The sequence below is a fragment of the Arthrobacter sp. Marseille-P9274 genome (assembly GCF_946892675.1).
In the GTDB taxonomy this organism is placed as follows: domain Bacteria; phylum Actinomycetota; class Actinomycetes; order Actinomycetales; family Micrococcaceae; genus Crystallibacter.
Genome location: NZ_CAMPOV010000002.1, coordinates 540373 through 553191 on the forward strand (window position 1 = coordinate 540373; position 12819 = coordinate 553191).

Genomic DNA, 12819 nt, shown 5'->3' on the forward strand with positions numbered 1-12819 from the left:
GGGCCCGGCGCTAGCGGAAGCGGCGCCCCTGGTCCCGCCGGTTTGCCCACAGCGCCAGGCCACCCAGCAGCACCATCCACACCGCGAGGCACAGGACCGAGCCGGCCTCCAGGCCCTCTCCGGTCAGGGCGAAGACCGACACATCGCGGGCGGCGCGGGACGGCAGGAAGAGCGAAAGGGTATTGAGCCACTCCGGGAACGCCGCCGGCGGCATCATCATCCCGCCGGCGAAGGCCATCGGGAAGAACACCACCTGCGTCACCGCCACGGCCACCTTGGAGGTGCACCGGTAGCCGATGAACAGCCCGAGCGCCAGGAACGGCAGCCCGCAGGACAGCCAGACTGCGACGGCCAGCGGCACCCGCCACCAGGAGAGGCCGCCGTCGCCAAAGGCCTCCGGCGCCGACGTCAGCAGGGCCCCGATCGCCAGCACCGGGACCAGCGCAAACAGCGCGAACAGCATGGCCGGCACCGCCCGGGCAATGGTCGGCGGCACAGGACCTACCGGCAGCGTCCGCAGGTAGCTGCTCCACGGGTTGGCCCGCTCCTCCGCGATGCCGATGCCGTAGTTGAACAGGAACGAGCTCATCACGCCGAAGACCGCCAGTTGCGCCACCGCGGTCAGCGACGCCATCGGGTTCGACGTCACCAGCTCCTGCGGGACGACGAAGAACAGCAGCACCAGCGCCGGGAAGACGGTGGAGGAGATGACCGCCACCGGAATCCGCAGCTGCTCGAGGACCTGCGCCTTCGAGTGCGCCAGGACCAGCGCGGCGTGGCTTGGCGCCGGCCGGACGGCGGTTGAGTCCGACACGGGAACGGGCTGGGTCAGGGCGCTCATGCGGGTTCCTCTTCGGTGGTGGCTGTGCCGGAATGCCGGGTGAGGGCCACGAAGGCTTCCTCCAGCGTGGCGGCGTGGACTTCGAGGCCGCTGAAGCCGATGCCCTCCTCCACGAGGCGGCGGACCGTGGCGTCGGCGTCCTGCGTGACAATGGTCGTCACCCCGGAAGCGGCCAGGGAGGAACCGACCGTGTGCGGCCAGGAGCCAAAGTACGACGGCGGCAGCGGGCTGTGGAACGTGACCCGGCTAATTGCCACGTGGCTGCGGACCTCCTCCACGGTGCCGTCCGCGACGATGGTGCCGTGGTCGACGACCACGACCCGGCTGGCCAGCGCCTGGATCTCTTCGAGGTAGTGGCTGGTGATCAGCAGCGTGCCGCCCCCGGCGCGGTAGTCCCGAAGCTGCTGCCACAGCGTCTCGCGGGCGTCCACGTCCAGGCCGGTGGTCGGCTCGTCGAGGATGACCAGCCGGGGACGCCCGACCAGGGCCAGCGCCACGAGCAGCCGGCGCTGCTGCCCGCCGGAGAGAGCGCCGCACTGCCGGTCCGCCATGTCCGACAGGCCAAAACGGTCCAGCAGTTCGGAGGTCGGGATCGGGTCCGCGTAGTGGGCGGCCACGAAGTCAACCGTCTCCCGCAGCTTGAGCGTCTGCGGGACGGAGGTGGCCTGCGGGGTGATGCCCAGCTGCAGCCGGGCCTCCGGGTCCAGCGGGTTCCGGTTGAACAGTTCCACGGAGCCGGCATCCGGACGGCGCAGCCCGCAGAGCAGGCTGATCAGCGTGGACTTGCCGGCGCCGTTCGGCCCGAGGAGTCCCACGGCCTCGCCGGCGTTGATCGCAAGGCTGAGCCCGTCCAGGGCCTTCACTTGGCCGAAGCTCTTGGCGACCCCGGTGGCCGAGGCGAGGACCGGCGTCGTACCTTCAGTAGTTACTGTGGGTAGTGCCAAAGATGGTGCAGGGACTGACATGTGTGCTCCTCAGGATGGCGCAGTTCAGCTCCGCCCGCGGACCGCGGACGGTGGATGTGGCTTGGTTTCAGCCGCCGAGCAGTTCCTTGAGCGCGTCGCGGTAGGCGGTGTAGGCAGCGCGGCCCTTGGGCGTGATGCCCACGTAGGTGGCGGGAGTGCGGCCCTCGATGGTCTTGGTGACTTCGATGTAGCCGGCGTCTTCGAGCTTGCGCAGGTGGGTGGAGAGGTTACCGGCGGTCATCTCGAGGATCTTGCGGAGTTTGGTGAAGGCGATCTTGTCCCGCTCCCCCACCTGGTTGAGCACCGTGATGGTGCGCAGGCGGGACTCGGCGTGGATCACCGGGTCGAGCTCCGGCATGCTCACGCACCTGCCAGGAGGCGACGGCGGCGGACGGTGCCCGCGAGGGCCGCTGCGAAGAAGCCGGCCGGACCCAGGACCGCCAGCACGGTCAGGAAGTGCACGGGGCCGGCCAGCAGCGAAACGATGTTTACCACCAGGAACCAGACGCCCAGGACGGCCTGGTTCCGGTCGTTGAACATCGCACCGCCTGCCATGTACATCAGCCCGACGATCAGGATGGCGATGCCGTTGAAGGCCATGCTGCGCAGCCAGTAATCGTCGGTCATCGCGACGACCACGCCTCCGAGCGCGCCCATGGTCATGAAGCCCAGCGCCCATCCGCCGCCGTACACCGCGCCGAGGAAGGACGAGTGCCCGCGGATTCCGCGGCTCTGCCGGGTGATGATGACGACGGTCGAGACCAGCGCCACCAGAATGCAGGCTCCGAAGATCAGCATGGCCTGCTCCGGTGCGAGCGGCAGCCAGCCGAAGCGGGCGCCGTGCAGTCCGCCGTAGCCGACCAGCCAGGCCAGGCCCCAGATGAGGTAGACCATCGCATCATCGCCGTAGAGCTCGCGCCGGGCACGGGTTTCCGCGTCATTGACCAGGCGGAGCGCGGCATGCAGATCCAGCGGCGCCTCTTCCGGTTCCCCGCGCTCGGCGGGACGTTCCTGGGCTTGCGGTGTCATGGCTCTCCCTGCTTCCTAACGGCGATTCTACAAACTAGTTTGTACTACAAACTGATTTGCCGCAAGAGCTCAGTAGTGAATGCGGCAGCTGGGACCACGACCCGCCCTGCCCGCTGGTGCCCCACCACACCGCATCCCAACGTGACAGTACCCGGGAGGACGCGCGCGGCGTCGTAATCCGTGTCGTCTTCGCCTGCGAGCCGGCAGCCGAAGCAGAAGTCCGCCAGCGTATAGACCGGGCACTTCGCTCGGGCTCCGTGGCCAATCCGAACGGCCGTCCTGCTTCGAACATCCGGTATGACCGACGCATTTGGGATCAGCTATGCGGCCGGCGAGTCGAAGGCCCTGTCCCTCGCGCGGCTGATCGTGGCCGACACCCTCGCCGAGCTCGAACGTGTCTGGTCCGACCCACGCCCCGAAGCGGTTGTCGCCGCGGCCCGGCGCCACCTCGCCGCTGCAGAGGACTGGGCCAACGTCCGCCGCGAGGGAGCCTAGGAACGGAATCGAGGACCTGGAGCCTGATCGGACCTAAATGCAGGAGTAGTCGTAGTCGAAGCCGCGGGAGACAAACTGCGTCAACGTTACCCGGCCGCCCGGCGTGAGCGGCGCGGAAGCGCAGTTGTTCTTGGCTCCGTTCAGGGTGCGGGCTCCGGCCAGCCAGCTCGGCAAGCTGTTGAGATTGCTTCCGGCCGGCACCTGGCCGACGATCTGCGCCCACTGCGAGGAGCCCGCATACAGGCCGACGCGGGCCCCGATGCTCTGGAAGTAGGCGGTCATGCCTTCAAGGTCCGCCCTGTTGGCCTGCCGGTCCGCCGACCAGCTGTTTCCGGTTTCCACGTCCAGCCACCACAGGTAGACGGAGGGGTTGCTGACGCCGCGAAGATGGACGTCGTCGTAGGCCTTGGCGTAGCCGTACATGTAGGCGCAGGCTGCATCCTCGCCGCCCTGGCAGGCGCCGTACGGGTTGTTGACGATCGTGCCGCCGTACTCATTGCTGACCGGCCACCACGAACCGGCATGGCCGGGGTTCGCCGTGTTGACGTAGAGCGCGACCAGCGGCTGGCCGGTGCCGCCCGACGACTTCTGCGCCCAGGCCAACTGGTCGGCAAAGCAGGGGTTGGTGTTGTTGGCCAGGCCGCCGTTGACGCCGACGATTCCGAAGGCCTGCCCGCTCGGCAGCGCCTTGTTGCACTGCCGCCAGGAGACGTCGTTGCCGAGCGGCGTGTCGTTGCTTCCCTTCGCCGGGGCCGCGGCGGCACCGGGAGCACCGGCTAAGCCGACAACCGCGGCAGCGGCCCAACAAGCCAGGAGCAGCACCATGCGACGGAGGCCGCGCCGGCACAGTCGGCTGCCCGGGGAGGTTCCGCCGCCGGTGCGGGCGGGCTCAGCAAAATCATCTGCGGGCATGTGGAGCCTCTCGTCCGGACGGTCAAACCTGACCGCCAGCTTCCTCCCGCAGGAAGCCGGCGGTCAAGGTTTCGGCCGCAGATTTCTTCGCTCGCGGAGGGTCAGGCCGGGTCCGCCGCCGCGGCGAACTGCGACATGTAGAGCCGGTAGTACGCGCCGTGGGCTTCGAGCAGCTCGGCGTGGTTGCCCTGCTCCACGATCTGCCCGTCCTCCATCACCAGGATGACGTCCGCATCCCGGATGGTGGAGAGCCGGTGCGCGATCACGAACGAGGTCCGGTCGGTGCGCAGCGCGGCCATGGCGTGCTGGACCAGCACCTCGGTGCGCGTGTCCACCGAGCTGGTCGCCTCATCCAGGATCAGCAGCGATGGATTCGCGAGGAAGGCCCGGGCGATCGTGATCAGCTGCTTCTCGCCCGCCGAGACGTTGTTGCCCTCCTCATCGATCACCGTGTCGTAGCCGTCCGGCAGCGCCCGAACGAACCGGTCCACGTAGGTCGCCTTGGCCGCCGCCAGCACCTGCTCCTCGGTGGCGTCCAGGTTGCCGTAGCGGATGTTGTCGAAGATGGACCCGCCGAAGAGCCAGGCATCCTGCAGCACCATGGCCACCTTGGAGCGCAGCTCGGCACGGCTCAGGTGCGTGATGTCCACGCCGTCCAGCGTGATCCGGCCGGAGTCCAGCTCGTAGAAGCGCATCACCAGGTTCACCAGCGTGGTCTTGCCGGCGCCCGTGGGCCCGACGATGGCCACGGTCTCCCCCGGCCGTGCGGCAAAGGAGAGGTCCTCGATCAGCGGCTTCTCGGGCGTGTAGCTGAAGCTGACGCGCTCGAACTCCACGTGCCCGTCGGTCTTCGCCGGCAGCGTGTCGATGGCCGTATCCGGCTCCTGCTCCTCCGCGTCCAGCAGCTCGAAGACGCGCTCGGCGGAGGCGACACCGGACTGCAGCATGTTGGCCATGCCCGCCATCTGGCTCAGCGGCTGGTTGAATTCGCGCGAGTACTGGATGAACGCCGTGGCATCGCCCAGCGTCATCGAGCCCGAGGCCACCCGCAGGCCGCCCACCACGGCGATGCCGACGTAGGACAGGTAGGAGATGAACTGCATGATCGGCATGATCATGCCGGAGACGAACTGCGCCCCGAAGGACGCCTTGTAGAGCTCCTCGTTCTTCTTCTCGAACTCGGCCAGCGACTCCTGCTCGCGGCCGAACACGCGGACCAGGTCGTGCCCGCTGAAGGACTCCTCGATATGGCCGTTCAGCGCGCCCGTATTCTTCCACTGGGCGGCGAAGAGCTTCTGGCTGCGCACCCCGATCAGGCCCGCCCCCACTGCGGAGAGCGGCAGCGCGATCAGCGCGATCAGCGCCAGCTGCCAGGACACGATGAACATCATCACCGTGATGCCAATCAGGCTCAGGGCGGACATGATCAGCTGCGCGAAGGCCTGCTGCAGCGCCTGCTGGACATTGTCGACGTCGTTCGTCACCCGGGAGAGCAGGTCGCCGCGCTGCCGGGTATCGAAGTAGTTCAGCGGCAGCCGGTTCAGCTTGGCCTCCACATCGCGGCGCAGGTTGAACACCACGCGCATCACGATCCGGTTCAGCACGTAGCCCTGCAGCCACATGAACAGCGAGGAGACCAGGTACATGCCGAGCACGATCAGGATCAGCCGGCCCAGCAGGGTGAAATCGATCCCCGCGCCCGGAATGAGGGTCATCCCGGAGAGCATGTCCGCGAACTGGTCCTGCCCCTGCGCGCGCAGGCCGGCGATCACCTGGTCCTGGCTCACGCCGGCGGGCAGGTTCTTGCTGACCACGCCGTTGAAGATGACGTCCATGGCGTTGCCCAGCACCTTCGGTGCAATGACGTTGAGAACGACGGCGACCAGCACCATCGCGAGCACGGCGAAGATCCCTGCCTTCTCCGGTTTCAGCAGGCCGAAGAGCCGCTTCGCCGAGGGCCAGAAATGCTGGGCCTTCTTCGCCGGCGTGCCGGTCATCCAGTCGCCGTCCGCTTCGGTGGGCTGGTATTCCTCCTCGTCGAAGGTCCCCGACACGGCCTCGGCCTGCGCCTCCGCGGCGGCCCCCGGGGTGGGGGCGACGACCGGCTCAATGGCCGGAGCGGTTGCGGGATCGGCGGCTGGCGCGGTGTCGGTGTCCCCCAGCGTTGCCCGGTTGTCCTTGTCCACGCTCAGGCCACCTCCTCGGCTGCGATCTGCGATTCAACGATTTCCTGGTACGTCGGCGAGGTCTCGAGCAGCTCCTCATGGGTGCCGCGGTCCACGATCTGCCCGTGCTCCATCACCAGGATCTGGTCCGCATCGCGGATTGTGGCCACCCGCTGGGCCACGATGATGACGGTGGCGTCCTTGGTCCGGGTCTTCAGCGCCGCACGGAGCCGCGCATCGGTGGCCACGTCCAGCGCGGAGAACGAGTCGTCGAACAGGTAGACCTTGGGCTTGGCCACCAGCGCGCGGGCGATGCAGAGCCGCTGCCGCTGCCCGCCGGACACGTTGGTGCCGCCCTGGGACACCCGGGACTCCAGCCCGTGCTCCTGCTCCAGCACGAAGTCCGCCTGGGCCACGGCCAGCGCGTCCCGGAGTTCCTCGTCCGCGGCATCCGGGTCGCCGAAGCGCAGGTTGTGCGCGATGGTTCCGGAGAACAGGTAGGGCCGCTGCGGCACAATCGCCACGCGCCGGGTGATCTCCTCGCGCGCGAGCTCGGTGACGGGAACGCCGTCGAGCAATACCTCGCCGCTGCCGGCGTCGAACAGCCGCGGCAGCATGGAGACCAGCGTGCTCTTGCCGGCACCGGTGCTGCCCACGATCGCCGTCGTCTGGCCCGGCCGCGCGGTGAAGCTCACGTTGCTCAGCACGGGAGCCTCGGCCCCGGGGTAGGCGAAGGAGACGTTGCGGAATTCGACCGCGCCGGCCGCCTCCGCGGGTACGGTCGGCCGCTCGGGTTCGTGGATCGAGGGCACCGCCTTGAGCACCTCGCCGATCCGCTCCGCGCACACGGCGGCGCGCGGGATCATCATCGCCATAAAGGTGCCCATCATGACCGCCACCAGGATCTGCAGCAGGTACTGCAGGAATGCCGTCAGCGCGCCCACCTGCATCTGCCCGGCATCAACCCGAAGGCCGCCGAACCACAGCACGGCGGCCGTCGCCAGGTGCAGGATCATGCCGATCGCCGGGAACATCAGCACGAACAGCGATCCGACCGCCAGGGACACGTCCGTCAGTTCGCGGTTGGACTTGTCGAAGCGCGAGGCCTCGTAGGGTTCGCGCACGAAGGCCCGGACCACCCGGATGCCGGTGATCTGTTCCCGCAGTACCCCGTTGATGCCGTCGATCTTGGTCTGCATGGTGCGGAACAGCGGCATCAGCTTCCAGACCAGGAAACCAACGACGACGAAAAGCGCCGGCACCGAGACCCAGACCAGCCAGGACAGCTGCAGGTCCTCGCGGACGGCCATGATGATGCCGCCCACGCACATGATCGGCGCCGACACCATGAAGTTCAGCCCCATCAACACCAGCATCTGCACCTGCTGCACGTCATTGGTGCCGCGGGTGATCAGGCTCGGCGCGCCGAACTCGTTGACCTCGCGCGCGGAGAACCCGGCGACCTTGTGGAAGACGCCCCTGCGCAGGTCCCGGCCGACCGCCATGGCCGCCTTCGACCCGAAGTAGACACCCGCGATGGCGGTGGCCACCTGGACGAAGCTGACCCCCAGCATGACCGCGCCGGTGTTCCAGATGTAGTCGGTGTCGCCCCGGGAGACGCCCTCGTCTATGATCTGGGCGTTCAGGCTGGGCAGGTAGAGGGCCGCGATGGTGGATGCCAGCTGCAGCACCACCACGGCCAGGACATACGGAAGATAAGGCCGCGCGTAATGGCGGACCAGTTTGATCAGCATGAGCCGCTTTCTCGGACGTTCCGGAAGGCCCGGAAGACATTAAGGTGGAGTGGCGGCGCCTTCGGTGAGGCATTCCGGCGCAAGAATCGGGCGCCGTTCGAAGAGACCGCAATTCAGGTTATGCCCCGGCCGGTGCCGCGTCTATCCATCCAAAGGCGTATTCCGGACAGCTACTGCCCTGATCATGCCGCCCCGAAGAGTCCGGACTCGACCCGGGAGCGGCGGGGACGCCCCGAGCAGGCACGCCACGGATTCGGGCCATGCAGTCGGGTGATGAGGTGGTGGCCTCCGGTCCTCCCCGCGCCGTCCTTGCGCGGAGTACCCTGAGGGCAGCATGACCGCTCCCGGGACGGGGCAACGCCGAGGAGCAGCACTTCGGGGCGCGGCCGGCGGGCTATTTGAGGCGGGGGCGGAACATGGCATTCATCAGGGACCTGGCGGACGTCGGCCGGACAGATCTCGCTTCGGCCGGCGGAAAGGGCGCCAACCTAGGCGAACTCGTGCGGGCCGGCTTCCCCGTGCCGCCTGGATTCGTGCTGGAGACGGCGGCCTACGATGCGTTCGTCGCCGCCAACGGCATTGGTCCGCAAATCCTGGCCGCGGCCGACCTCCCGGCCGAGTCGGCGCCACAGGCCTACGAGGAGGCCTCCGCCCGCATCCGCGCCCTGTTCACCGGCGGCACCGTTCCCGCCGACATCGCCGCGGAGCTGGCCGAAGCGCTCAGCCGGCTGGCCGCCGACGCGGCGGTGGCGGTCCGGTCCTCCGCTACCGCCGAAGACCTTCCGGGCGCCAGCTTCGCCGGGCAGCAGGAGACCTACCTTAACGTGCGCGGGCAGCAGGAGGTGGCCGCCGCCGTCGTTAACTGCTGGAGCTCGCTGTGGACGCCGCGGGCGATGGCCTACCGCGCCCGCGAGCGAATCGCGCCGTCCGATGTGCGCCTGGCAGTGGTGGTGCAGGACATGGTCGACGCCGATGCGAGCGGCGTGATGTTCACCGCCAACCCGGCGGACGGGCGCCGCGACCAGCTGGCCATCAGCGCGGCCTGGGGACTGGGCGAGGCGGTAGTCGGCGGCACGGTGGGCACCGATGAGTTGATTGTCGACGCCGGATCGCGGCGCGTGCTGTCGCGGCAGGCCGGCGGGCAACGGGCGAGGACCGTGCCCGCCGGCAGCGGCGTGCGGGACGAGGAGCTGCCGGTGGCGCTCCGCGGCAAGCCTGTGCTCGACGACGCGGCGGCGGCCCGGCTGGCGGATTTGGGGACGCGCATCGCCGCACTGTTCGGCACGCCCCAGGACATCGAATGGTCGCTGGCCGGCGGCGAGGTGTGGATCCTGCAGGCGCGGCCGATCACCGCTCTGCCGGAGCCGAGCGCCGCACCGCCGACGGACTGGAACGTCCCCTACCCGGGCGGCATGTACTTCCGGGCCAGCATCGTGGAGCAAATGCCGGATCCGCTCACACCGCTGTTCGCAGACATGGTGGACGGTTCGGTGACCCGCTCGCTGGGAGCCCTGATGTACCGCGTGATGGGGCGCAAACTGCTGAACGACGGCGATGTCCGGTTTCCGACGGTGAACGGCTACGCCTATTACTACTACCGGAACTCGGTGATGCTGCGGATGACGGCCAGGACGTTGCCGGCGATGCTGAAACTGGCACGCGGCGGGGCCAACATGGGCCTGAAGGGCTGGCGCGAGTACGGCCACCCGCGCTACGCGGCGACGGTACGGGAGTGGGCCGGGAAGCGGCCGGAGGAACTGGACGGCACGGAGCTGCTGGACGGCGTCGGGACGCTGCTGGACGCCGGCACCGAATACTACACGGCGGTGCAATCCGTCATTCCGGCCGCCGCGTCCAGCGAGATGCTCTTCACCGCCTTCTACGACAAGCTGGTCCGCCGGGCCGGGGATCCGCCCGCGTCCGCGTTCCTGCTGGGCTTCGACAGCGCGCCCATCCGGGCCGAGAAGTCGCTCTACGACCTGGCCGCCTGGTCGCGGCAGCAGCCCGGGCTGGCCGAAGCACTCCTGGCGGTTCCGGTGGCTGCGCTGGCACAGGCTCTGCGGGACGGGACCGAGCCGGCAGGCGTTCCCGCGGACCTGTGGGATTCCTGGCGTGAGCGTTTCATCGGGCACCTGGACCGCTTCGGCCACGCCGTCTACAACCTCGACTTCGCCGTCGCGGTGCCGGCAGACGCCCCGGCCCCGCACCTGGAAACCATCCGGTTCTACCTGGGCGGCCGGGGCCAGGACCCGCACCGGCGGCAGCAGCTCTCGGCCGCCCGGCGGGACGAGCTGACCGCCGCGGTGTTGGCCCGGCTCGGGTTGGCGCGCCGCCGCGGCTTCCTCCGGCTGCTGCGCTGGGCCCAGGCGGCCGCGCCGGTGCGTGAGGACGCGCTGGCCGATGTCGGACTGGCCTGGCCGCTGCTGCGGCGGATGCTGCGCGAACTCGGCCGGCGCCTGGCCGCCTCCGGCGTGATCGCCGAGCCGGAAGACATTTTCTGGCTCCGCCACGGCGAGCTCCGCGCGGCGGTGGACTTCGGCCTCGCGGACGCGGCCGGCGGCAGCGGACCCGCCATCACTGGGGCCGCGGCACCGGTCCGGGCGGGGGCCGCCGAACAGCGCAGGATGCTCTGGCGCGGCCAGCGCCGGGCCACCGCGCCCCAGATGCTGCCTCAGCGGCCCTGGATGAACAGGTTGTTCGGCTCGATGATGCCCGCCGGCGCCCAGGACCAGCAGGGGGACACCATCCGTGGCATCGGCGCCAGCCCCGGCCAGGTGACGGCCGCCGCCAACGTGCTGGGCGGCCCGGAGGACTTCGGCCGGATGCGCGAGGGGGACGTCCTCGTCGCGCGGATGACCACGCCGGCCTGGACCTCGCTATTCGCGATGGCCTCCGCCGTGGTGACCGACGTCGGAGGTCCGCTCAGCCACAGCTCCATCGTCGCCCGCGAGTACGGCATCCCCGCCGTGCTCGCGACCGGCGTCGCTACGCAGCAGCTCGCCGCCGGAGACCTCGTCCACGTGGACGGCGACGCCGGCACCGTCGCCGTCGTCAAACACTCCGGCAAGTAGAACCCTGCCTGCCCCTGGCGCAGGCTCCGCCTTCGGGAACCGAACGAACCCGCCTGCCCAATCCGGCCCCGAAGTCCCAGCCGCCAGCGGCCCGGGAGGCATTCGTGGAAAAACGTTCTGACTAGCCAATATGCTCCGAATCACTTATATTTCTGCGTAAGTCCGGATGAAGCCGGAAGCAGGGCACGGAACTTGCCGGATTGGCGCGGTGGCTGCCCTGCCTGCACAGCCAAGTTGGGGACAGGAATTCCACGTGACATCACGACTGCGCTTTGCGCTGCTCACCGGCACCGTTGCCGCCGCTCTCGCCCTCGGTGCCGCACCGGCCCAGGCCGCCGCCCAGGATGCCGCCCAACAGCCGGCCGAGACCGCTGAATCCGCGCCCGCGGCCAGCCCCGACACGAATGCTGTCGGGGCCGCTGCCTCGGAATCGGCTTCTTTCGCCGCGTCCGCACCGGCTGACACCCTGCCGGCTCCGGTATCCGTTCCCGCCGGGACCGAAGAGGCCCTGGCGGACGCCGTGATCCCCCTGCTGGCGGAGGACCCCCCTTTCGACAGCAACGGCGGAGCACTGAATGAAACAGCTGGCGGGGTCGCCGGCGGATCTGGCGAGGCGACAAGCCCTGCGGACAGCGGCTCCGAAGGGGAACCGGCGACGCCTGCCCCGGCCTTTCCTGAAACCGATCCGTCGTCCGGCGCCGGAATCGAACCCGCACCCGAGACCGAGCCCGCCGGTCCCGGTGCCGGACCGGCTGCCCCTGCAGAGGAGCCGCCTGCACAGCCCGGGCCCACGCCTGCTGCTCCCCCGGCCGCAGATCCCACGCGCGTCGAGTCCATCGTGGTGGGCGGACGAACTCTGACCCATGCCGATTTCAATATTCCCGATGACATCGCCGCCAGCGACGAAGAGACGATCAACCGCTGGATGGAGGAGAACTTCGAACTGGTGCTCGAATCCGACGGCATGACATACCTCGTTGATCTCATGTTGGGCTACCTCATGGCCGACGACCTGGATGGCCTGGCCGCCCTGATCCGCGAAATGACTGTCTCCGACCCGGCTGCCGGCGAAGAACTGATCCAGTGGATGTATGAACTGTTCCAGGGGGTGGGTGAATGGCCCGTCGACTTTGAGGACTGGCCCATTGACGCCGAGCCCGCCCCCGCGCAGGCTCCAGGCCGCGAACCCGCCCCAGAGATCTCGCCCGCCAGCCTCGACGTAGCTCCGGCCGCAGGCCCCGCTCCGGAGGCGCCCCAGACGGACGTTGCACCCTCAGCCGCCCCGGCCAACGAGCTGGCCCAGACCGGCACTGCCGACACCCTGTGGCTCACCTCCGGCGGAGCAGGACTCTTGCTCCTCGGCGCCACCCTCATCGGATGGCGCCGCCTGAGCACCCATTGACGCCGGAATAGCCCTGCGATGGAGGATCGGGCCTATCGCCGATAACGGCGCATATGTAGCGAGGAATTCCACTCGTTGTTATCGAGGCAGGCCCGTTCTGATCCTGAATAGGACCAGGGTTCAACTCCTGTGGAGCAAACAAGCCGAGAGCCAGTAACAAAGGCCGCAGCAAGTTCCGGACGGGA

At 69.0% G+C, this 12819-nt stretch carries 10 protein-coding genes; 3 read left to right on the top strand and 7 right to left on the bottom strand.

Going from position 1 to position 12819, the window contains the following annotated elements:
- Window positions 1-10: 10 nt before the first annotated feature.
- The 4 genes from OC550_RS15755 to OC550_RS15770 form a co-directional block, all read right to left on the bottom strand.
- Window positions 11-841, bottom strand: coding sequence for an ABC transporter permease (locus OC550_RS15755; protein WP_262106862.1), 831 nt, complete (start codon window positions 839-841; stop codon window positions 11-13).
- Complete coding sequence (locus tag OC550_RS15760) at window positions 838-1806, bottom strand: ABC transporter ATP-binding protein (protein ID WP_262106863.1); 969 nt, start codon at window positions 1804-1806, stop codon at window positions 838-840. Before OC550_RS15760 ends, OC550_RS15755 begins: the two co-directional genes overlap by 4 nt.
- Window positions 1807-1873: 67 nt before the next feature.
- A complete protein-coding gene (locus tag OC550_RS15765; RefSeq protein WP_262106864.1) occupies window positions 1874-2164 on the bottom strand; it encodes a transcriptional regulator in 291 nt (96 codons plus the stop codon).
- Window positions 2165-2166: 2 nt separating this feature from the next.
- Entirely contained in the window at window positions 2167-2835 is a 669-nt protein-coding gene (locus OC550_RS15770; RefSeq protein WP_262106865.1) for a hypothetical protein, read from the bottom strand.
- A 297-nt stretch (window positions 2836-3132) separates the two neighbouring features.
- Here OC550_RS15770 and OC550_RS15775 point away from each other — a divergent pair, with 297 nt between their 5' ends.
- Window positions 3133-3330: a hypothetical protein gene (locus OC550_RS15775; RefSeq protein ID WP_262106866.1), complete on the top strand. Its 198-nt coding sequence runs from the start codon at window positions 3133-3135 to the stop codon at window positions 3328-3330.
- 33 nt (window positions 3331-3363) lie between these two features.
- Here OC550_RS15775 and OC550_RS15780 read toward each other — a convergent pair whose 3' ends face one another.
- The 3 genes from OC550_RS15780 to OC550_RS15790 all read right to left on the bottom strand — a co-directional run bounded on the left by OC550_RS15780 (window position 3364) and on the right by OC550_RS15790 (window position 8161).
- Window positions 3364-4242 (bottom strand): hypothetical protein, encoded by an 879-nt coding sequence (locus tag OC550_RS15780; protein WP_262106867.1) that lies wholly within the window; start codon window positions 4240-4242, stop codon window positions 3364-3366.
- 101 nt (window positions 4243-4343) lie between these two features.
- Window positions 4344-6239 carry an ABC transporter ATP-binding protein gene (locus tag OC550_RS15785; protein WP_262107183.1) on the bottom strand — a complete coding sequence of 632 codons (1896 nt, stop codon included), beginning with the start codon at window positions 6237-6239 and terminating at the stop codon, window positions 4344-4346.
- A gap of 191 nt (window positions 6240-6430) precedes the next feature.
- Window positions 6431-8161, bottom strand: a complete 1731-nt coding sequence (locus OC550_RS15790) for an ABC transporter ATP-binding protein (RefSeq protein WP_262106868.1) — start codon at window positions 8159-8161, stop codon at window positions 6431-6433.
- Window positions 8162-8577: 416 nt separating this feature from the next.
- Here OC550_RS15790 and OC550_RS15795 point away from each other — a divergent pair, with 416 nt between their 5' ends.
- Entirely contained in the window at window positions 8578-11232 is a 2655-nt protein-coding gene (locus tag OC550_RS15795; protein WP_262106869.1) for a PEP/pyruvate-binding domain-containing protein, read from the top strand.
- 253 nt (window positions 11233-11485) lie between these two features.
- The gene (locus tag OC550_RS15800) at window positions 11486-12634 is read left to right on the top strand and encodes an LPXTG cell wall anchor domain-containing protein (RefSeq protein WP_262106870.1); all 1149 of its coding nucleotides are present in this window, start codon (window positions 11486-11488) and stop codon (window positions 12632-12634) included.
- The last annotated feature ends 185 nt before the right edge of the window (window positions 12635-12819 follow it).